The 22,108-nt window shown below is 42.6% G+C and carries 20 protein-coding genes; 14 read left to right on the plus strand and 6 right to left on the minus strand.

All coding sequences use genetic code 11. The annotated features are described in order from the left end of the window. Positions 1 to 126: 126 nt before the first annotated feature. The gene (locus AC59JO_RS00590; RefSeq protein ID WP_413668698.1) at positions 127 to 690 is read right to left on the minus strand and encodes a hypothetical protein; all 564 of its coding nucleotides are present in this window, start codon (positions 688 to 690) and stop codon (positions 127 to 129) included. Positions 691 to 853: 163 nt separating this feature from the next. On the opposite strand from AC59JO_RS00590, the gene ppnP reads away from it, so the two are divergent. The 3 genes from ppnP (at position 854) to AC59JO_RS00605 (ending at position 7,679) form a co-directional block, all read left to right on the plus strand. After that, complete coding sequence (ppnP, locus tag AC59JO_RS00595) at positions 854 to 1,135, plus strand: pyrimidine/purine nucleoside phosphorylase (protein ID WP_413668699.1); 282 nt, start codon at positions 854 to 856, stop codon at positions 1,133 to 1,135. A gap of 544 nt (positions 1,136 to 1,679) precedes the next feature. After that, positions 1,680 to 6,197 (plus strand): glutamate synthase large subunit, encoded by a 4,518-nt coding sequence (gltB, locus tag AC59JO_RS00600; RefSeq protein WP_497302772.1) that lies wholly within the window; start codon positions 1,680 to 1,682, stop codon positions 6,195 to 6,197. A 3-nt stretch (positions 6,198 to 6,200) separates the two neighbouring features. Next, positions 6,201 to 7,679 carry a glutamate synthase subunit beta gene (locus AC59JO_RS00605; RefSeq protein ID WP_413668701.1) on the plus strand — a complete coding sequence of 493 codons (1,479 nt, stop codon included), beginning with the start codon at positions 6,201 to 6,203 and terminating at the stop codon, positions 7,677 to 7,679. 141 nt (positions 7,680 to 7,820) lie between these two features. Here AC59JO_RS00605 and AC59JO_RS00610 read toward each other — a convergent pair whose 3' ends face one another. Together AC59JO_RS00610 and AC59JO_RS00615 are read right to left on the minus strand one after the other, a co-directional pair. Continuing rightward, positions 7,821 to 8,243 (minus strand): SRPBCC family protein, encoded by a 423-nt coding sequence (locus AC59JO_RS00610; protein ID WP_497302773.1) that lies wholly within the window; start codon positions 8,241 to 8,243, stop codon positions 7,821 to 7,823. Next, positions 8,240 to 8,578 (minus strand): ArsR/SmtB family transcription factor, encoded by a 339-nt coding sequence (locus AC59JO_RS00615; protein WP_497302774.1) that lies wholly within the window; start codon positions 8,576 to 8,578, stop codon positions 8,240 to 8,242. The genes AC59JO_RS00610 and AC59JO_RS00615 overlap by 4 nt, the downstream gene beginning before the upstream one ends. Before the next feature lie 315 nt (positions 8,579 to 8,893). Here AC59JO_RS00615 and AC59JO_RS00620 point away from each other — a divergent pair, with 315 nt between their 5' ends. Next, on the plus strand, positions 8,894 to 9,187 hold the full coding sequence (locus AC59JO_RS00620) for a DUF3892 domain-containing protein (protein ID WP_413668704.1): 294 nt from the start codon (positions 8,894 to 8,896) through the stop codon (positions 9,185 to 9,187). A gap of 7 nt (positions 9,188 to 9,194) precedes the next feature. On the opposite strand, the gene AC59JO_RS00625 is transcribed toward AC59JO_RS00620, so the two are convergent. After that, positions 9,195 to 9,662 carry a CYTH domain-containing protein gene (locus tag AC59JO_RS00625; RefSeq protein WP_413668705.1) on the minus strand — a complete coding sequence of 156 codons (468 nt, stop codon included), beginning with the start codon at positions 9,660 to 9,662 and terminating at the stop codon, positions 9,195 to 9,197. A gap of 97 nt (positions 9,663 to 9,759) precedes the next feature. Here AC59JO_RS00625 and AC59JO_RS00630 point away from each other — a divergent pair, with 97 nt between their 5' ends. The 7 genes from AC59JO_RS00630 to AC59JO_RS00660 all read left to right on the plus strand — a co-directional run bounded on the left by AC59JO_RS00630 (position 9,760) and on the right by AC59JO_RS00660 (position 18,094). Then, entirely contained in the window at positions 9,760 to 10,701 is a 942-nt protein-coding gene (locus AC59JO_RS00630) for a hypothetical protein (protein ID WP_413668706.1), read from the plus strand. A gap of 90 nt (positions 10,702 to 10,791) precedes the next feature. Further along, on the plus strand, positions 10,792 to 11,712 hold the full coding sequence (locus AC59JO_RS00635; protein WP_497302775.1) for a hypothetical protein: 921 nt from the start codon (positions 10,792 to 10,794) through the stop codon (positions 11,710 to 11,712). Positions 11,713 to 11,766: 54 nt separating this feature from the next. Then, positions 11,767 to 12,729 carry a hypothetical protein gene (locus AC59JO_RS00640; protein ID WP_413668708.1) on the plus strand — a complete coding sequence of 321 codons (963 nt, stop codon included), beginning with the start codon at positions 11,767 to 11,769 and terminating at the stop codon, positions 12,727 to 12,729. 158 nt (positions 12,730 to 12,887) lie between these two features. After that, positions 12,888 to 15,611, plus strand: coding sequence for a carboxypeptidase regulatory-like domain-containing protein (locus AC59JO_RS00645; protein WP_497302776.1), 2,724 nt, complete (start codon positions 12,888 to 12,890; stop codon positions 15,609 to 15,611). 177 nt (positions 15,612 to 15,788) lie between these two features. Next, the gene (locus tag AC59JO_RS00650; RefSeq protein ID WP_413668710.1) at positions 15,789 to 16,193 is read left to right on the plus strand and encodes a DUF1761 domain-containing protein; all 405 of its coding nucleotides are present in this window, start codon (positions 15,789 to 15,791) and stop codon (positions 16,191 to 16,193) included. A 178-nt stretch (positions 16,194 to 16,371) separates the two neighbouring features. Further along, positions 16,372 to 17,235 (plus strand): aldo/keto reductase, encoded by an 864-nt coding sequence (locus AC59JO_RS00655; RefSeq protein ID WP_413668711.1) that lies wholly within the window; start codon positions 16,372 to 16,374, stop codon positions 17,233 to 17,235. Positions 17,236 to 17,689: 454 nt separating this feature from the next. Next, entirely contained in the window at positions 17,690 to 18,094 is a 405-nt protein-coding gene (locus AC59JO_RS00660) for a hypothetical protein (RefSeq protein WP_497302777.1), read from the plus strand. Positions 18,095 to 18,287: 193 nt separating this feature from the next. Here AC59JO_RS00660 and AC59JO_RS00665 read toward each other — a convergent pair whose 3' ends face one another. Next, a complete protein-coding gene (locus AC59JO_RS00665) occupies positions 18,288 to 18,578 on the minus strand; it encodes a YciI family protein (protein WP_091210634.1) in 291 nt (96 codons plus the stop codon). Between the two features lie 149 nt (positions 18,579 to 18,727). Between AC59JO_RS00665 and AC59JO_RS00670 the strand changes: the two genes are divergently transcribed. After that, entirely contained in the window at positions 18,728 to 19,894 is a 1,167-nt protein-coding gene (locus AC59JO_RS00670; protein WP_413668713.1) for a galactokinase, read from the plus strand. Positions 19,895 to 20,011: 117 nt separating this feature from the next. Continuing rightward, positions 20,012 to 20,542, plus strand: coding sequence for an RNA methyltransferase (locus tag AC59JO_RS00675; protein ID WP_413668714.1), 531 nt, complete (start codon positions 20,012 to 20,014; stop codon positions 20,540 to 20,542). A 118-nt stretch (positions 20,543 to 20,660) separates the two neighbouring features. Here AC59JO_RS00675 and AC59JO_RS00680 read toward each other — a convergent pair whose 3' ends face one another. Continuing rightward, positions 20,661 to 21,338 carry a GNAT family N-acetyltransferase gene (locus AC59JO_RS00680; RefSeq protein WP_497302778.1) on the minus strand — a complete coding sequence of 226 codons (678 nt, stop codon included), beginning with the start codon at positions 21,336 to 21,338 and terminating at the stop codon, positions 20,661 to 20,663. Positions 21,339 to 21,401: 63 nt separating this feature from the next. Between AC59JO_RS00680 and AC59JO_RS00685 the strand changes: the two genes are divergently transcribed. Then, a complete protein-coding gene (locus tag AC59JO_RS00685; RefSeq protein WP_497302779.1) occupies positions 21,402 to 22,100 on the plus strand; it encodes a YdeI/OmpD-associated family protein in 699 nt (232 codons plus the stop codon). Positions 22,101 to 22,108: the final 8 nt, after the last annotated feature.

The following is a 22,108-nucleotide window of genomic DNA, read 5'->3' on the forward strand; positions in this document are numbered from 1 at the left end:
TTTAAACGTATTAGAACTTAATTCCTACAAAATCAATCGAATACAGATATTTTATATATCGACAGATAAAACAAAGCCCCGATTACTTATGCAGTAACGGGGCTTTGCTTATGCAGTTATAATGAATTATTTAGAGCTAAATGTATAAGGCAAATTGGTAAACGTTCCGCCTAAAATTTGAGATGTTTCTATCGAAGCAATGTTTCCGTCATCATCATAGTTAACTTTTTTTGTAGTCATAGAATATGTACCGGTAATTACATTTTTAGATGGATCAATAGATGTAACGATAATGGTACCCGATCCTGGCTCCACTGTTCCTACCTGATCATAATTTATACCGCCTGGCGCGGTATAATACGCCATTTTCACCCTGTCTGTAGCGTCAACCTTGTATGTGCTTAACGGGAAAGTATTTACATTGGTAGCGGATGCAGCATCACTTAAGGTGATTGTCCATTTAACTCTTTTTAAATCGGCGGTACCAACAACATCAAATGATTTTGTTTTAGTAGCAGCGTCATAAGTTATTGTAGCAGTAACATCATCTGGTATCCATGATGTACCGTTTATAGTAGCAGCAAGTATTTGGTCGGAAGTAGTAGAAGCAGAAGTAACAACGTCCTTTTTACAGCCCTGAAATATTATAGCTGATAAAACGAACAGCATTAATAGTTGGATTTTCCTCATATATAAATTTTATGCAAATAACGATGTTTAAGAAGTAATAATCACAACAGATTTACTTTTTTCACATATTTTAACATTCGCCCGCGCGGCGACTTTTAATAGTTAAGCCCCAATTATAATACAAATCATTTTATTTAACCATATTAGGCCGAAATTTTTAAACATGATCAACGTAAACGAATATTTTGAAGGTGCCGTTAAATCACTGGCATACACTACAGCGCAGGGCCGCTCAACCATTGGCGTCATTGAACCCGGCGAATACGAATTTGGCACATCAAGCCACGAAACCATGACTGTAATTGAAGGCAGCCTTGAAGCATTGCTGCCCGGAGCAGACAAATGGCAAACATTTACCAACGGACAAACATTTGAAGTTGAAGCCAACACATCGTTCAAAGTAAAAACACAAGTGCAGAGTTCATATTTGTGTACTTATAGGTAGTTGATTTTGTCTGAACTCGAATTAAACGAATTCTGAGAATTTATAGAATTTGCATAGCATTATATTAATTCCTTAAATTCTATAAATTCGAGTTCAGACAATAATCCGGAATCAAAAGCTATCACATTTTTTTTAGGACCTACCGAGTCCCAGGACTATCTATACCTTGATAGGAAATCTTTCAAAATTCAACTTCCGGACTTGCCGACTTACCGACACCGGACTTCGCCCAGCCAATTCCTACTAATCATATAGAAAAACAACACAAAATTTAATTTGGTTATAGCCAAAAAGTCAGCTTTAATAAATGTATTGCACAAGTTTGGTATAACTTTATATTGATTCTAAATAATTTTTTTCGTACTTTCATTTTGTACATCATAATATTTATCTTATTTTGTTGAGATAATGTTAAATAATTATGATTTAAATAATTGTTTTTTTAGAAATCTTTAAAAATTACCGTAAATTTTATAATTTATTCGAGTTTTGGTAACTTCGTGGTTACACCCCTTATAAAATTGTAAACGGTTTAATTTAAACAATGGATCAAACTGATAGCCACCAGGGTCTTTACAGACCGGAATTTGAACACGATTCGTGCGGAACGGGATTTATAGCCAATATAAACGGTCATAAAACCAACGAAATCATCGATAACGCGTTGACCATGCTTGAAAACATGGAGCACCGTGGTGCGTGCGGATGCGACCCCGAAAGCGGGGACGGAGCAGGTATATTAATACAACTGCCCCATGAGTTTTTAATGGAAGAATGCTCAAACCTCGAAATCAGCCTGCCGGAACCCGGCGAGTATGGTGTGGGTATGATATTTTTACCTAAGGATTCGGCCCAGAAGAAGGCCTGCCGCACTATTATTAACAATGCAATTGAGAAATTAGGTTTGCATAAACTGGGCGAACGTAAGCTTGCTGTTGATTCATCAGTTATTGGTGAAACAGCGCGCCAGGCCGAGCCTGATATTGAGCAAATTTATATTGCCCGCCCGCATCATATTACCAATGCCGATGATTTTGAGCGTAAACTGTTCGTGCTCAGAAGGTATATCAACAAAACCATTACCGAAACCGTAACCGGTGCCTCTGATAACTTTTATTTTACATCATTAAGCTGTAAAACAATTATTTACAAAGGACAGCTTACTACATATCAGCTACGTAAATACTATGCTGATCTTTCTGATCCGCGTATTGCATCAGGCTTTGCTATGATCCACTCGCGTTTCTCAACCAATACCTTCCCTTCATGGAAATTGGCCCAACCGTTCCGCTTAATTGCGCATAACGGCGAGATCAATACGCTTACAGGTAACTTAAACTGGTTTTATGCAGGCTTGAAATCATATGCTTCGTCATACTTTACTGCCGAAGAAATGGAAATGCTGCTGCCGGTGATTGATAACAACCAGTCAGATTCGGCTTGTTTGGATAATATCATCGAAGTATTGCTGCACTCCGGCCGTTCATTACCACACGTAATGATGATGCTGGTACCTGAAGCATGGGATGGCAACGAAGCCATGGATCCGCTTAAAAAAGCATTCTATGAATTCCATGCTACATTAATGGAGCCCTGGGACGGCCCTGCTGCCATCACCTTTACCGATGGTAAACTGGTGGGTGCCCTGCTTGACCGTAACGGCTTACGCCCGCTACGTTTTGTGGTAACTAATGATGGCCGCGTTATAGCTGCATCAGAAGCAGGTACTTTAACTATCGACGAAAGCACCGTTTTACGCAAAGGCCGTTTACAGCCTGGTAAAATGCTGTTGATAGATACTGAAAAAGGGCGCATCATTACTGATGAGGAGATCAAAAAACAAATTGCCTCACAGCAGCCATATGGCCGCTGGTTAGAGAACTATAAAATTAACCTGAGCGAGCTTTCAGAACCACGTTTGGCTTTCGCCAGCCTGTCTGAGGCTTCAGTATACCGTTACCAGCAGGTATTTGGTTACAGCCGTGAGGATATCGATACTATCATTAAACCAATGGCCCTTGACGGCAAGGAGCCTGTAGGTTCAATGGGCACCGATGTACCTTTGGCTATCCTTTCAGATAAACCACAGCACCTTTCAAGCTATTTCAAACAATTCTTCGCCCAGGTAACCAACCCGCCGATCGATCCGATCCGCGAGCGTTTGGTAATGAGCCTTGCTACCTTTATAGGTAACAACGGCAACCTTTTGGACGAAGATAAAATGCATTGCCATTGCGTGGTACTAAAACACCCGATATTGAAAAACCACCAGTTAGAAAAACTGCGTAGTATAGATACCGGCCTGTTCCACGCTAAAACACTGCAAACATACTTTAAGGCTGATGGCCTGCCAGGTTCACTGGAAAAAGGTATCGCCCGCCTTTGCCGCTACGCCGAAGATGCTGTTGATGACGGCTTTGAGGTATTGATCCTTTCGGATCGTGCGGTTGATTCTGAGCATGCCCCTATCCCTACCCTGCTGGCTGTATCTGCAGTACACCACCACCTGATCCGTAAAGGTCGCCGTGGTGCTGTAGGCCTGGTTGTTGAAACCGGCGATGCATGGGAAGTTCACCATTTTGCCTGCTTATTGGCTTTCGGTGCTACTGCTATTAACCCGTACCTGGCGCTTTCAACCATTGAAACACTTAAGGACAATGGCAGCCTTGAAACCAGCTACGATATCAAAAAGCTGCGTAATAACTACGTTAAATCTATTAACGATGGTTTGTTGAAGATATTCTCAAAAATGGGTATCTCAACCTTGCAGTCATACCATGGCGCACAGGTATTCGAAATCCTTGGTTTGAACAAAGCAGTTGTTGACAAATATTTCCACGGTGCGGTTACCCGTATAGGCGGTTTAGGCCTTGACGAAATTGCCCGCGAAGCACTTTGCAAACATAAAATGGGCTTTGAGGCCAAAGGTGCCGATAACCTGTTGCCTGAAGGTGGTATTTACCAGTGGAAACGCCGCGGCGAAGCCCACTTGTTTAATCCTACTACTGTACACCTGTTGCAGCACGCTACACGTACCAACAACTATGAGGTATATAAAAACTATGCTAAAGTAGTTAATGAGCAAACTGAAAAACACTTCACCATCCGTGGCTTACTTGATTTTGCACACCACCGCGAATCAATCAGCATTGATGAGGTTGAACCGGCTGAAAGCATCATGAAGCGTTTTGCTACAGGTGCCATGTCATTCGGCTCTATCTCGCACGAGGCACACAGCACTATGGCTATTGCCATGAACCGCATTGGCGGCAAAAGCAATACCGGCGAAGGTGGTGAGGATGAAATGCGTTACGACAAGCTGCCAAACGGCGATTCGTTACGTTCAGCTATCAAACAGGTAGCATCAGGCCGTTTTGGGGTAACTTCAAACTACCTTACCAACGCCGACGAACTACAGATAAAAATGGCGCAGGGTGCAAAACCAGGTGAAGGCGGTCAGCTGCCAGGCCACAAGGTTGACGACTGGATCGCTAAAACCCGTCACTCTACTCCGGGTGTAGGCTTAATCTCGCCTCCGCCGCACCACGATATTTACTCTATCGAAGATTTGGCACAGCTTATCTTCGACCTTAAAAATGCTAATCGTGCTGCCCGTATCAACGTTAAACTGGTTTCAAAAGCCGGTGTAGGTACTATTGCAGCCGGTGTTGCCAAAGCACACGCCGATGTGATCCTGATTGCCGGTTATGACGGCGGTACAGGTGCATCGCCAATCAGCTCAATCAAACATGCAGGTTTACCATGGGAGCTTGGCTTAACTGAAGCCCACCAAACATTGGTACGTAACAAACTACGCAGCCGTGTGGTATTACAAACAGATGGTCAGCTGAAAACCGGTCGTGATTTGGCAATCGCAGCGCTGATGGGTGCCGAAGAATGGGGTGTAGCCACTGCTGCCCTTGTTGCAGGCGGCTGTATCATGATGCGTAAATGCCACTTAAACACCTGCCCTGTAGGTGTTGCTACCCAGGATCCTGAACTGCGTAAATTATTCTCGGGCAAACCTGAGCATATCGTAAACCTGTTCCGCTTTATGGCCGAAGAGTTACGCGAGATCATGGCCGAGCTTGGTTTCCGAACCATTCATGAAATGGTTGGCCGCGTACAATTCCTGAAAGTAAAAGATAACCTGCAAAGCTGGAAAGCCAAAAAGATTGATCTTAGCGGCATCCTGCATCCGGTTACCAACACCAAAGGCATGACGCTTTACAACAGCGAATCACAGGATCATGGCATGGCTAATATCCTTGACTGGAAACTGGTTGAGGCAGCTAAACCTGCCCTGGAAGATAAAACACCGGTATTTGCATCATTCGATGTAATTAACGTTGACCGTACTATTGGTACCATGCTATCAAACGAGATCTCGAAGGTTTATGGTTCGGCTGGTTTACCTGACAATACTATTAACTTCAAATTCAAAGGTTCGGCAGGTCAAAGCTTTGCTGCTTTCACAACCAAGGGCGTTTCTTTTGAACTGGAAGGTGAAGCTAACGATTACGTGGGTAAAGGCCTTTCTGGTGCTCAAATAGCCGTTTATCCGGCAGCTAACGCAACATTTGTTCCCGAGGACAACATCATCATCGGCAACGTGGCCCTTTATGGCGCTACATCGGGCGAGTTGTTTGTAGGCGGTATGGCCGGCGAACGTTTCGCGGTGCGGAACTCAGGCGCCACCACAGTTGTTGAAGGCATCGGCGACCACGGTTGCGAATACATGACCGGTGGCCGTGCACTTATCCTTGGTAACACGGGCCGCAATTTTGCAGCCGGTATGAGCGGTGGTATAGCATGGGTTTATAACCCTGAGGGCACTTTTGCAGAAAACTGCAATACCGAAATGGTTGACCTTGACCCGCTAAGTGTACAAGACGAAGAGCAGATCCTCACCCTGTTGCGTAAGCATATCACCTTAACAGGCAGTAAGCTGGCGCAAAAGATACTAAACAACTGGAATGAAGCATCAACCCAGTTTGTGAAAGTATTCCCGAGAGAGTATAAAAAAGTATTAGAGAAATTACAATATCAAACCATAGGCTAAGAAATGGGAAAACCTACAGGATTTCAGGAGTTTAATCGCGAACTGCCATCAAAAGTTCCGGCTGCTGAACGCGTTAAGAACTATAACGAATTTGTGAATTTATACACCGAAGAGAAGCTTAACCAGCAATCGGCAAGGTGTATGAATTGCGGTATCCCTTTCTGCCATTCGGGATGCCCCCTTGGTAATATTATCCCTGAGTTTAACGATGCCGTGTATCGTAAAAACTGGGAAGAAGCTTACCATATATTATCATCAACCAATAACTTCCCCGAGTTTACAGGCCGGATCTGCCCTGCCCCATGCGAATCTGCATGTGTGTTAGGCATTAACAAACCGCCTGTTGCTATTGAGGAAATTGAGCGCCATATCATCGAGATCGCCTACGAGAAAAACCTTGTAAAACCAACTGCTCCGCTTGTTAAAACAGGCAAAAAGGTAGCCGTTGTAGGTTCGGGCCCGGCAGGCTTAGCCGCCGCAGCCCAGCTGGTAAAAGTTGGTCACACTGTAACTGTTTACGAACGTGACGACCGTGCAGGTGGTTTGCTTCGCTACGGCATCCCTGATTTTAAATTAGAAAAATGGGTTGTTGAGCGCCGTGTGGAAGTAATGGAAAAAGACGGCGTTGTATTTAAATACAATAGCGAGGTTGGTGTAAACGTGGCTGCCGAAGAGCTGGTACGCAACAACGATGCCGTGATTTTGGCGGGTGGTTCAACTATCCCGCGTAACCTTAACATTCCGGGCCGTGAGTTAAAAGGGATTCATTTTGCAATGGATTTCCTGAAACAGCAAAACAAACGCGTTAGCAATATCGACGTTACTGCCGAAGAGATCATAGCTACCGGTAAAGACGTAGTAGTAATTGGCGGTGGTGACACCGGATCGGACTGTGTGGGTACTTCAAACCGTCAGGGTGCAGCATCTATCAAACAATTTGAGGTGATGTTTCAGCCACCGGCTCAGCGTACACAGCACATGCCATGGCCTACTTACCCAATGGTATTGAAAACCACCAGTTCTCACGAGGAAGGCGCCGACCGTTTCTGGGGCGTTAATACCTTAGAGTTTTTAGGCGATGAAGAAGGCAACCTGCGTGCCCTGCGAGTAGTTGATGTTGAATGGGAACAGGATTTTATGGGCCGCCCTGTAAAATTCCACGTAGTTGAAGGTTCGGAGCGTGAAATCCCTTGTCAGCGTGTATTCCTGGCTATGGGCTTTTTACACCCACAACATGATACCTTCATCAGCCAGCTTGGCGTTGAACTTGACGACCGTAAAAACGTTAAAGCCAAAGAAGGTGTTTATCGTACCAACGTAAGCAAAGTGTTTACAGCAGGCGATATGCGCCGCGGACAATCACTGGTGGTTTGGGCTATATCTGAAGGCCGTGAAGCTGCCCGCAAGGTTGACGAGTTTTTAATGGGCCACTCTCTGCTGGAAAGCAAAGACGCCGTTAACCAGTTTGACCAGGTGTTTTAGTGGTAGAGATTGGAGGTTAGAGATCAGAGGTTGGTTTAACTTCTAAAGCAGATATCTCCTTATCATATTGTTTTAATTATAAGCCGGGCGTTTGCCCGGCTTTGTTGTTTTATGGGCAACAGCAATAAATAATACCTTTTATTACTTTTCAAGGTACTCTTTAAGCGAGATACCTGTAATATGTGTCCAGCCGGCAACAAAATTTTCTTTTTTGAATGAATCCAGTGGCGGGAAGGTTTCGAGCCCGCTATGAGTGAGTATCAATTTAGTACCCTCTCCTTCCGGGAAAAGCTCCCAGGTAACTTCCGAATTACCTTCATAACCATCATAGCGCCAGGTGTAAGCAATGGTTTTGCCCTCAACAACCTTAGTTACCCGGCACAGATGAAGAAATTCTTTATTTCCGTCGCTTCCGGTAAATTCAAATTCAAAACCTACCTCGGGCTTAAATTCGGCAAAGTCAAAATACCACTCTTTCATCTTTTCCTTAACGGTAATGGCTTCCCATACTTTTTTGATGGGCGCTGCGTAAACTCTTTCAATTACAAATGGTTGCGTGCTCATAGTTTGTTGTTTTTATGGTTATCTGTTTTTTGTTCATTGGTTAAAAATGCGTCCAAGGCATCCAGTTTTTGCGTCCAGAACTGGCGGTATTGTTCGGCCCAGTCGGTAACTTGTTTTAGCTGCTTTAAGTCGGCATGACAATAGCGCTCCCTTCCCTGCTGTTTAACAACAAGCAGGCCACATTCGGTTAATATTTTTATGTGTTTTGATACAGCTGGGCGGCTGATATCAAAATTATCGGCCACCGCATTCAAGTTCATTTGCCGGTGGGCCAGCAGGTTAATGATCTCGCGCCGGGTAGGGTCAGCAATGGCCTGAAAAACATCTCTTCGCATAATAACTGAACAATCATGTGAAACCGTTCGGTTACAAATATAAATGAAACCTTTTGGTTACACAATAATTCTTTTAAATTTTCCAAAATCCATTTCATATGCTTTTTTGCGTGCCGGCTAATTCGGCATATCGCTCCATGTTCATTTTCAAGCACATAAAACATCTTTTCAGTGTAGATTATTGCCCCGAAATATGTACCGGCACTTGAGCTATAGGTAATTTTACGTAGTGAAAATTGGGTGATTATACCTATTTCGGGGTATTGTTTTTTGCCATATTTTTATTCCACCTGAACATCTAATGCAAATAACACAATGGCAGTACGTATAGTATGTATAAAAACCGATACCCGGCCTCATGATAATCCCTATGTGGCCATCGATGCGCTTGAATGGATCAACGAACGGATCAATGTAAAAGGTCTTACCGAACGCTCAAAGCTGTATGATTGGATAAAAAATGAAGACGGCGAAGCTTATATCATCGATAACAAGGGTAATAAAACCAGTTTGATCCCGGCTGTGTGCCCTCAGGGTAATAAATATGTTAAAACTGTGAATGACGAATCGGAACCAGACTACCTGCTGGGCTTACCCGAATGCGCCTGAAAAATCTTTACCAGTTTTTAATCGGATTGACGCTTAAAAAGGAATTGTAATATCGCTTATCTCCGGTTACTTCGGTAGTTACCCAGGGCGGTAATTCAAATTTTTCATCCTCACTATCAAGTTCAATCTCGGCCATGAGCAAGCCGCCATTATCGCCTAAAAACTCATCAACCTCCCAAAGTTTACCTGCATAGTTGATGTTGTAGCGATATTTTTCCAATTCGGATGAGGCAAAGTTATCAAGTAGCTGATTGCCATCAGCTATAGGGATAGTGTATTCGAACTCACTGCGGCTAAAACCTGCAGTGCTTCCTTTTATGGTAATAAATGCATCAGTATCGGTAACCCTTACCCTGATAGTTTTCTTTTCATCGCTAAAGATGTATCCCTGCCTGAAATGCATTGCCTCAGGCTTTGCTAACTGCTGCCATTTTTCGTGATCTACCAAAAACTTACGTTCTATTTCAACTGCCATCAGATTATATCGAATTTATTTCAGCCTGCAATTTTAGCATTATTTAACATTTAGGAGTAGATAGATACCGTATATTTATTATATATATAAAACCTACATGCTAACCGCTAAACCTGTTACAAAACTAACCTGCATTGTATTGACTTTGTTTTGCCTTAGCTGCAAACAACGCAACATCGTTAAGCACAACGGCGAAAAGGACCTCATCTCATTTAAACCCGTACTGGGTATCAGCTACACCGAAATTGCCCGACGTTCACAGAATGGCCTCTCTTTTAACAGTTTCGGCTATCAGTTGGAACCGCAATGGAAAATGCAATTTGTTTCAAATGATTCCGCCAGCATTTATAGCCCAACAAAAAAGCGGTTTATCAATTTCCCCCTTACCCGTGGCTATGACTCTATTTTTAATACGGCTCGCAGTTGGCTTAAAGTTAAAACCATAACAAAGGATAGCCTCATCGTTGAGCTACTCAAGGCATATGCCGATTCGGTGGATACCAGGGGCGCCAAAGTTTACATGGTTTTCTATGCCGACAATTATATTAAAAACGTGCTTCATGGAGATATAAGCCATTGCAAAAGCCCCAACCGTAAGGATAGTGTGTACATACAATCATTAACCGAAGCAGCAAATAAAGATTTTAAAAAGGGATTTGCGGCCAGGCAACCCGCAGAGCTTAAAAGCAAAAGTCCGTTGGTTACTATCAGTAAGCGTTATACCGAGCCAACCATGCTCAACAACTTCGATGCCTCTTATGATTATATGAACCCCGAGTTTGATATTACTATCGATAAAGCCTACGCCAATTTTTACTATTCATTCTCTGTGTTTGTTGATACGGCCGGGCAAATACATTATGGAAAACCCCTTACAGTATTCTCGGAGAAAAGCTACGAGGAAAATTATATTCACCTCTCTACGGCAGTAATGAACAGTTATCTTAAATACTACCTGAATTTCATTCCTGGTAAAACACTTGGTATAGTACATACCAGCGAGATAGCTGTTCATGTTACAGGGAACCGGGGCGTATAGATCTAAGTCAAAAGATTATGTAAACTCCTCATTTTAGCGTTCATAATAAGTTATATATTTAATAAATACCTATATGATAACCAACAACCAATGGCAAAATTAACCTGCTTTGTATTGGCTTTGCTTTGCATGGGCTGCAAACAACGTAACATCGTTAAACACAATGGCGAAAAAGACCTGATTTCGTTTAAACCTGTATTGGGTATTAACTATACGGAAATAGCACGCAGATCAGATAATGGACTGTCATTTAATAACTCAGGTTATCAATTAGAACCGCAATGGAAAATGCAATTCGTTTCCGATGATTCAGCCAGCATTTACAGTCCAACAAAAAAACAATTCATCAATTTTCCGCTTACCCGCGGATACGATTCCGTTTTTAATACCGCCCGCACCTGGTTAAAAGTTAAAACCATGACTAAGGATAGTATGATCATCGAAATGCTTAAAGCCAGTGGCGATTCGGTTGATACCCGAGGAGCAAAGGTTTTCATGTTTTTTTATGCCGATAATTATATTAAAAACACGCTCCACGGCGATTTGAGCAAATGTAAAAGCCCAAACCGCAAAGACTCGATATATATAAAGCGGTTAGCCGACGCTGCCAACAAAAACATTGAAAAAGCCTTTGCAGCCCGGCAACCGGTTGAGCTTAGCAGCAGCAGCAACCGGATAAAAATAAAAAAACTCCATACCGAGCCAACCATGCTCAACAATTTTAACCCATCCGACTATATGCGACCCGAGTTTGACATCACTATTGATAAAGCCTATGCAAACTTTTACTATTCGTTCTCAATTTTTGTTGATCCCATGGGGCGGATGTATTATGGCAAACCCCTGCGGGTATTTTTCGAAGAAACTCAAAGGGTAAGCAATACCCGCCTTTCAAAAGCCGTAATGGAAACTTACCTCAAGTTTTATCTTGATGTGAAGCCAGGCAGTACGCTTGGCATTGTGCATACCAGCGAGATTGCGGTAAACGTTACCGGCAAAAGTGGCCTGTAATGATATCGGTTCATTTTTTAGCCATTTATCTAATTATGTATATCTTTAGCGGCAATGCTATTCATCAATCTAAAAACGTTAAAAACGGCAGCATTCGGGTTGCTCATCATCATATCTGCCTCTATATCGGGCTGCGGCAATAGCCAGCCGGGCCAAAAGAAAAAAGAGCTTATTTCATTCAGGCCTTACAACGGTATCAATTATTCTGAGGTATCCAGGCGTCAAAAAAACGGTCTATCGTTTAACGAATACGGCTATCAGTTGGAGCCGCAATGGAAGCTAAAATTTGTTTCAGATGATTCTGTAAGCATTTTCAGTCCTACCAAAAATGCGTTTATAAATTTCCCGCTTACACGTGGCTATGATTCTATTTTTAATGCAGCCCGCTCATGGTTAAAGATCAGAAAGATTGATAAAGATAGCATCACCATGGAGATCCTGATCCAGAAAGGTGATTCACTCGATGTTAAAGGTACCAAAGTATTCATGCGATTTTTTGCTGATAATTATGTAAAAAACGTTTTGCACACCGATACAACTACGTTGAGAAGGCCAAGCCGTGCCGATACGTTATTCATTCGTTCGCTTGCCGCGAAAGCAACAGCAGATTACACCAGGGCTTTTGCAGCAAGGCAACCAGCTGTTATCACGAGTAAAAGCCCGTTGGTTACGGTATCGCGCCGCACTACCAAACCCGATATCCTCAACAACTTCGATAACTCTGATGATTACCTTGACCCTACTTACGACATCGTGATCAAAAACGCATATAAAGATTTTTACTATTCCTTCACCATGTATGTTGATGATAAAGGCAACTTATATTATGGCGTTCCTCTTGTTGGATTTAACGGCGACCAGGAAAGAGAGGCCGATTATATTCATACATCAAAAGCTGTTGTGGAGAGCTACTTTAAGTTTTATCTTAACGTAAAACCTGGTACAACACTGGGCATGATCCACTCAAGTGTGGTTTCGGTACACGTTGAGGGTAAAGCTAAAACAACAACTAAGTAACAATTGTGCTATTTTGCATAAACGTATAGCTTTTAGCGTTTAACTTTCGCAAACTGGCTAAAAAGGCATTTGTAAAAAAGTGTTAAATAAACGGCCGCTAAAAATGCAATACGGCTAAATGTTTATATTAGCCCCTGTTACTTCTTTAACTTATATTGATGATCATACGTCGATTTTTACTCCTATTATGCCTGTTAACTGCCTTTGGCGCGTCTGTATTTGCCCAGCAGGATAGCATCCCCCTGACAACCATAATTGAAAAAACCAGCAAGTTCAGCGCCAGCTACCCTATCGAAAAAGTTTACCTGCATACAGATAAACCTTACTATGCTGTTGGCGATACCATCTGGTTTAAGGCTTATGTAACCATTGAAAAGCATCAGCCGTCGGCATTGAGCCGCATAGTTTACGTCGACCTCATCAATAACCGGGATTCGGTGGTCGAAAGTCAGCGTATTGCCGTTACCAATGGGTTTGCAAGTGGTAACATTGTGCTTAACGGCGATACCTATAAACAGGGAGCATACCGCCTGCGCAGTTACACCAACTGGATGCGTAATTTTGACCCTGATTATTTTTACGACCATACTTTCAATGTTGGTAATGCCATTGATAACCAGGTACGCACCAACATCAGTTATAAAAGTTCGAGCAAAAAAACCGGTGTTAAAGTTGATGCCACCATTCTTTATAAAGGAGCGGACAACAGCCCTTATGCCAACAAAAAAGTAAGCTGGCAGCTCATGAAAAATGGCGACCCGGTAAGCAAAGGTCGCGGTACTACCGATGACAAAGGCGTATTATTGGTTGATATTCCTGAAAGCCAGGCTGATGTAATTACCGGTGGCATCCTGGTCACAGCCATTGACGTTGGCGATCGCAAAACCATCAGCAGCAGCTTTTCTATGCGCACTGCGGTTAAAGGCTACGATGTCCAGTTTTTCCCCGAAGGTGGCCAGTTAACCAATGGCATCCGCACCAAAGTTGCTTTTAAAGCCATAGCTTCAAGCGGTTTAGGTGTCGACATCAAAGGAACGATAGTTGACGATAAAGGCGCTGAAGTAGCCCAGATCAGCAGCGCACATTTAGGTATGGGGATCTTTGCTATTACACCCGATATCGAGCGTTCATATAAAGCAAACATCACTTTCCCCGATGGATCACAGGCAACCTATAACCTGCCGCGCGTGCAATCAATGGGGATAAATATTGCCGTTTACAACAATGATCCAACCAATCTCACTGTAAAAATATCGGCTAACGACCTGTTCTTTCAGCGTAAACAAAACAAAAGTTTTTACCTGGTAGCGCAAAGTGGCGGCGTTATTTACTATGCGGCTCAAACAGTGTTGCAAAGTACCGTTTATTCGGCCAATATCCCTAAAACTAAATTCCCTACAGGCATTGTGCAGGTAACGCTATTTTCATCGGGTGGATATGCTTTATGCGAGCGGATAGTGTTTATCCAGCACAATGACCAGATGAATATTGCCCTTAAAACTGATAAGCCATCATACACCACAAGGGGCAACGTTAAGATCACTGTATCTGCAAAAAACAATACAACGCCGGTTGAAGGCAGCTTTTCGGTAGCCGTGGTTGATGATGGCACCGTACCATCAAATGAAGATGCCGAATCGACCATATTGAGCAATATGCTGCTTACCTCTGATCTGAAAGGTTACATTGAAAAACCAAACTATTACTTCAATAAACCGGACGAAGAAAAACTGAACAACCTGGACATTTTAATGCTTACCCAGGGTTACCGCCGTTTTGATTACGAGGATATACTGGCAGATAAAAATCCGCCTATTTACCTGATGCCGGAACAAGGTATTGACGTAACGGGAACCTTAAGGACCAATGCCGGTCTTCCGGTAGCCAAAGGCAGCATAAGGTTGCTGATCCCCGATAAAAACTTTTCGGCAGAGACAATTACCGACATGTCGGGCAACTTTAAATTTTCGAATGTGAATGTGCCGGACACATCAAAAATCACCCTGAGTGCCCGCAACAACCCTAACGGACGCAACATGGTTATATCGGTTAATGGCGAAGCTTATCAAAAACTGAGCAAAAACAATAACATCCCCGATGAAATCCTGAATATTGACAGTACTTTCCGCCCTTATCTGCAAAACAGCTATAAGCAATATCAAAGTTCACGTACTATAAAGGAAGTTGTAGTAAAATCGACCAAAATTGTAAAAAAAGCAAGCCATACCGATTATGGTACATTTGCAGGCTTGCCTATGTTGGCCGACCATGAAATATCAACACAACAATTAGATGGTTGCCCCCTGCTTATAAACTGTTTATCAACCATGGCAATGGGCCTTACTTATATTGATAACAATTTTTACATTACCCGCGATTACAATTCTGGTAGCCGCACTCCGGTACAGATATATGTAGGAAGCTTACCTGTTGATGCCAACTTCCTATCAAGTATGGCGGCAAGCGAGGTAGAATCCGTCGAGATCTTTTTAAACGACGGCGTAAGCGGGATCAATCGTAGCACCCAAACTAAAGGTGTAATGGTTATCAATAAAAAAGTTGTCAAAAAACAAAAGATAACACTTGCCCAGTTGCAGGAGCTTATCCCTAAACAAAACGTAATTACTTTTGCCGTGCAGGGCTATACCAAGGCCAAAGAGTTTTACTCGCCTAAATATGATGTAACCAAAGCAGGCACCCTTGGCGGCGATTTGCGCAATACCATTTATTGGAAACCGAACGTAATTACCGATAAAGCAACAGGTACTGCAACTATCAATTTCTTTAACAGTGACCAACGCGGCTCATACCGCGCCATAATTGAAGGCATTGACGCCGAGGGTAATATAGGCCGTAGCGTGATACACTATAACGTAAAATAGTACAATACAAAAATTCGTTATTAAATTTTGAGAACCCTGATTGCTTAAATCGTAATCAGGGTTTTTCATTTACGCCTATTCAATCATTTTTTCTTGAAAGCTTTGAGCTTTGCGCATTCAGCTTTCAGCTTTTATTAATTATATTAGTACAACCAATTTAATTTAAACATTATCATCATGAACTTTCAACTTATCAACTGGCTGGCCGTTGTGGTTGCAGCATTATCTGCATTTTTAGTTGGCGGCATCTGGTATTCTCCAGCCCTGTTTGCCAATGCCTGGATGGCCGATAATAAACTAACCAGTGCCGAACTACAGGCATCCAGCAAAGGCAGAGCCTTTGGCTTCACAGCTTTCTTTTCCATTATTATGGCTGTAAACCTGGCTATGTTTTTGGCCGACGCAAAAACCGATCTTGCCTGGGGAACAGCAGCAGGTTTCCTTGCCGGTATCTGGACATTCTGTGCCATTGCCATTCACAGTTTGTTTGAACTTAAAAGCTGGCGTTTGATATTTATTAACGGCGGTTACAGCGTGGTATCACTAACCCTGATGGGATTAATATTGGGTGCCTGGAGATAATTAACACTAATAAAAACAAATTTATACGAATTACACGAATAACTACCGCGCTTTAATTCGTGTAATTCGTGTACATCCATTAGTGTATCCTCAAAATGACATTTGTGTTATACATTCCATGAACAATAACGGTGTTTTTTAGTTGAACTTTACAGTAATCAAACCAAAAAACATGACCATGGCAAGCACAACAAGTTCATTTGAAAAAACATTCACCATTGGTGGCGACATTACAATCAATCGTTTGGGTTACGGCGCTATGCGTATTACAGGTCCCGGTATCTGGGGGCCACCGAAAGATAAAGATGAAAGTATCCGCGTGTTAAAACGCGCTGTTGAACTCGGTGTAAATTTTATTGATACTGCTGATAGCTACGGGCCAAATGTATCAGAAGAATTAATTGCTAAAGCCCTGCATCCTTACCCTGCCGATCTCCTGATAGGTACAAAAGGCGGCCTGCTACGTACAGGGCCAAATGAATGGCCGGTGGATTCATCGCCGGAGCATTTAAAGGCAGCCCTTGAAGGTAGCCTGAAACGCCTGCAGGTTGATCGTATCGATCTTTACCAGCTACATCGTATCGACCCTAAAGTGCCTGCCGAAAAATCATTTGAGTTTTTACAAAAGGCACAGCAGGCTGGCAAGATCAGGCATATAGGCTTATCTGAAGTAAGTATTGATGATATCAAACTTGCACAGCAATATTTTGAGGTAGTATCAATACAAAATATGTACAGCGTTGATAACCGCAAATGGGAAGCCGAGCTGGAATATACCCGCGACCATAACATTGCCTTTATTCCGTGGTTCCCGCTTGGTGGCGGTAATGTACAGGGCGAAGAGATATTAAATCGAATAGCAGCCAAACATGGCGCAACCCTCCATCAGATTGCATTAAGCTGGTTGCTGCACCATTCGCCAAATATCCTGCTCATTCCGGGAACATCGAGCGTTAAACATCTGGAAGAAAACATGAAAACTGCAGATATTCAGTTATCAGAAGATGATATTGATGTATTGGATAGTTTAGCTGAAGCGTAACGAGGGAATTAAAAGTTTATAATTAACGTCCCCTCAAGGTCTCTCGCAGATTTAAGTTAACCCACAAAATTGCTTTGTCGTTTAACCAGTAAGGCGTTTTGTTTTGACCCTCCGGGGCAAAGGCTATTTCTATATATTTTTATGCTACAAACCTTTTGCACCTCTGGTGCACCTGTCCTTGGGCAGTTAATACATGTTTATTAAATTGCAAAAAATCCCCCAGAGGGGGAAAAGGTTTGTAGAAAATAACATAACACCCTTTCCCGAACCCCAGAGGGGTTCAACTTATGCACATTACCCAATTTGACTATTGATTTTGTGGGTTAACTTAAATCTGCGAGAGACCCTAAGGAAACATGAAACTATTTCTCCAAAAAATTAAAAGGATGTTAGTAATTTGGCATCCTTTTTATTATTTAAGTCAATAGAAGATAGTTACTGGCACCAATATCAAATGAGAAGTAAAGAAGAAATATTGAATAGCTACAATACTACCGGAAACGATGGATTACCTGAAATAAGCGCCGGCGACCTCCTTAAAGCTATGGAAACCTATAAACAGGAATGGGCAGAAGCAGCATTCACTGCTGCGAGACAGCAGGATGCATCTGGTAATTATAAGTTTAACAATTATGCCGATTTTATAGATAGCGTTGAAAAAAAGGCTAAACCGGTTGATGAATTTGGTATCACCCTCGCTGCCGTAGCCGACAGTATTGTCACCAACTTTTTGCCCTATGATAATTCAGTAACCGAATTTGATTTTAATTTCACTATGCAGGGTAAAGGTTATACGGCCTTTTATACCAAAGATACCCAGGGCTATTGGAAAATGAGCCGCTGGGCGGAACAGTTTTAAGTGAGTAGTGGCAGTTGCAGTGGTCAGTATTCAGTTTGCAGTCAGTAACGACATAAGAAAGGCTACAATTACATGTGCAAGCTAATTTACAAACACTGCATATTGCCCACAGAAACCGCCACTTGACACTGTCATGTCAACCGCGAACTGAATATTTTCTACTGAAAAATTGCCAACTGCTACTGCCACTAACTTACAAGTCTGCCACTTTAAACGGCTTCACATCAACACTTTCCCAAACACGTTGTGTAATATAAGGATCGGCATTTTTCCAGGCCTCTAATTCTTCAAAGGTTTCAAACTGTACAATCATTGTTGAACCTATCATTTTGCCTTCATCATTGAGCATAGCTCCGGCTACAACTAAGTTACCGCTGGCTTTAAGCGCTTTTGCACCATCAACATGGTGCGGACGCGCAGCCATGCGGCGGTCAAATGCTTCGGCGTCTGTGTAATCATATGCGGTTACAAGGTATTGCTTCATAAGTATTTATTTAACTGGTTAAAGGGTTTTATCAGGGGCGAATATCAGCAAAACTACCCCATAAAAATAAATTAAAAATTAAAATAAATTTATAACTGTAAAGTTGACAATTTTTACAATATTTGTTTTCCGAAAAACCAACCTGAATAATGAAGAATAATTTGCACCAGGAATTTAACAAGATCTTTAACAAAGAAGCAGACAACGTATACTTTTCGCCGGGCCGCGTAAACCTTATTGGCGAGCATATTGACTATAACGGCGGGTTGGTGATGCCATGTGCCATTACTTTTGGCACTTATTTACTGACCGCCCCTAACGAAGATGGCATTTTCCGTTTCAGAAGCTTAAATTTCAACGAGCAAAAAGATATTCCGCTGCAACTTCATTATGAAAAAACTGGTGAAAACTGGTTTAACTTCCCTATTGGCGTTATAGACCGTTTTGTACAAGATGGGCACCAACTTAAAGGACTGGATATGTTATTTTATGGCGATATTCCAATCGGTTCGGGTTTATCGTCATCTGCTTCTATTGAGGTAGTTACCTCCTTTGCGCTTAACGACCTGTTTCATAGCGGCTACAGTAAGCTCGACCTTGTTAAATTGTCAAAATATGTAGAAAACAATTTTATAGGTGTTAACAGCGGCATTATGGACCAGTTTGCGGTAGCCTTCGGCGAAAAAAACAAAGCCTTAATGCTCAATTGCGATACTTTAGATTACCAGGCTGTTGATAGCAACCTTGGCGATTATGTATTGGCCATTATCAATACCAATAAACCTCGCAAACTAGCCGAGTCAAAATACAACGAACGTGTACAGGAGTGCCAGGCAGCCCTTCAGGCCCTGCAACAACAACTGAATATCAAATATCTCTGTGAAATTAACAGCGCCACTTTCGAACAATACAAACACCTGATAACAGATCCGATTGTACTGAAACGCGCCAAACACGTAATTGAAGAAAACGATCGCGTAAAACTGGCCGCAACAGCCCTTGCTTCCAACAACCTGGCCGAATTTGGCAAGCTGATGTACGCTTCGCACGGTTCGCTGCGTGATCTGTACGAAGTAAGTGGTGTTGAACTGGATACTGTTGCCGAATACAGCAAAACCAACCCCGATGTTGCCGGTGCACGTATGACAGGTGCAGGCTTTGGTGGCTGCGCTATAGCGTTGGTAAAAGGAGATGCTTTCGATAAATTCAGCAAAGAAGTAACCGAATATTACACGCAGAAAATTGGTTATGCACCTTCAGTTTACAGCTCGCTTATTGGCGATGGCGTAGGCGAACTGGCTACTGTACTTAACTAACGGCTTTTTTTAATAGTTTTGCACTTGGTTCATAGTTGATAGTTCATGGTTCATGGCCTGTTATTAAACATACGTTGGCTATGAACTATGATCTATGAACCATGGACTAAAAAAAGTATGCGCAAATTAAAATTGGATGAGCTGAACCGGGCTACGGTTGATGAATTTAAAGCACAGGATAAATTACCGGTAGCTGTAGTGTTGGATAATGTGCGGAGCATGCACAATATCGGTTCCATCTTCCGTACATCAGATGGCTTTGCGGTTGAACAGATTTGTCTTTGCGGCATCACCGCACAACCTCCCCACCGCGAAATTGAAAAAACAGCCCTTGGCGCTACCCAATCTGTTAACTGGACATATTACGAAACTCCTCTCCAAGCTGTTGAACGATTACGCAAAGACGGCTATAAGATTATAGCGATTGAACAGGCCGAGAACAGCACTATGCTTCATGAGTTTAAACCTGCCGAAGATGGCAAATACGCCCTAATTTTTGGCAACGAGGTAAATGGCGTAAGCGATGAAGTAATGCAGACAATTGATGCCTGTATCGAAATCCCCCAGTTTGGCACCAAACATTCGTTTAATATCGTGGTGTCGGCAGGAATTGTACTTTGGGACTTTTTTGCTAAGATGGCGATATAAGAGGAAACATAATACGATGTCATTGCGAGCGCAGCGCGGCAATCGCAAGGAAGCATAGCCGCTCTGTATAGCGTGCGATTACTTCGTCGTTCCTCCTCGCAATGACATTTTTTTGCAATTACTTCCTCAATACATAAAACGACATTTCCTTCCTCGTCACAAAACCGAGCTTTTCATACACGTTAATAGCCCTTTCATTTTCACTTTTCACGTGCAGAAAAGGAATTTCGGAAGCTGCTTTAATCCGCTGAGCCTGGTTTAATAATAATTTACCGGCATAACCGCGTCCAAGGTAATCAGGATGTGTACAAACAGCGCTAATTTCAGCATAAGGCGTAGGGTTTAAACGCTGGCCGGCCATGGCAACCAGCTTATCGCTATCAAATATGCCGCGATAGTGTCCAAACTCAATAGTACGTTCTATAAAAGGCCCGGGATTGGTTAATTGAGTAAGTTCAAGCATTTGGGGTACGTGCTGTTCTGTAAGCGGCAACAGCTCTTCATCAGCAAAATCGGCAGGCACCTCTCCCTCAAAAACCATCTGCAGGCATTTAAGGTAATGTACTATTTCCCATTGCTCCGGGATCACAATATCATGTGGTGCTATAAATATAAAACGGCTTTCAAAAGGAATGACATCGTAAAGCAGGTTAAAATTTTCGGCAGATATCTCAGGAATGCCTACAAAAGGCGAAACCTCCTTAGGGAAATATTTAGCTGCATCATTGCCTCCTGCAAAGATTTTATTACCGGTGTTAAGCGCGTTCCAGGCAGGGTTATCAAGTACATGTTCCATCAAGGCAAAGCTATTAAAAATACCATGCAGCGGGGTTTGGGCTTGTCATTCAATTTTAATTTAATGCTTACATTAGCTTTATCCACCATCAAACTGTTTATCATGAACGTGCTTGCTAAAAAACTGCTGATCAAACCAAATTCGCGCTGGCTGCTGCAAAATGCCCCGGCTGGTTATCCGGATAGCCTGTATCCCCTGCCTGATAACGCCAATCTTGTTTTTAGCACCGAAGGAGAGTTTAACGGCATTCAGTTATTTGTGATCAATAGCACCGAGCTGGTGTCAGAACTCAAAGTGATCACTCCGCTCCTCAAAGCCGATACCGTTTTCTGGATCATCTATCCCAAAAAAAGTTCGGGCATTCAAACCGACCTGGAAATGATGAGTAGTTGGGATGCCCCGGCACAATATGGCCTGCGCCCGGTAGCATCGGCTGCCGTTAATGAAGTATGGACGGCATTACGCTTTCGCCCGGTTGAAGCCGTAAAAGTTTCTGAAGGACGCAATGAGGCTGTACGTAACAACGAACACAGCGCTTATATTGATGTGGATAATAAAATAATTACCCTGCCCGATTATGTAAAGGAAACGCTGGAACAATATCCGGGAGTGCTTGACTACTTTCAGTCGCTGGCTTACAGCCATAAAAAGGAGTATGTACTTTGGATCCTCACAGCCAAACAGGAAAAAACCCGCCAGGACCGTTTAGCTAAAATGGTAGAGATGCTGCAGAATAAAAAGAAAAATCCTTCGGATAAATAAAATATAGG

Source organism: Mucilaginibacter sp. A5337, from assembly GCF_059690695.1.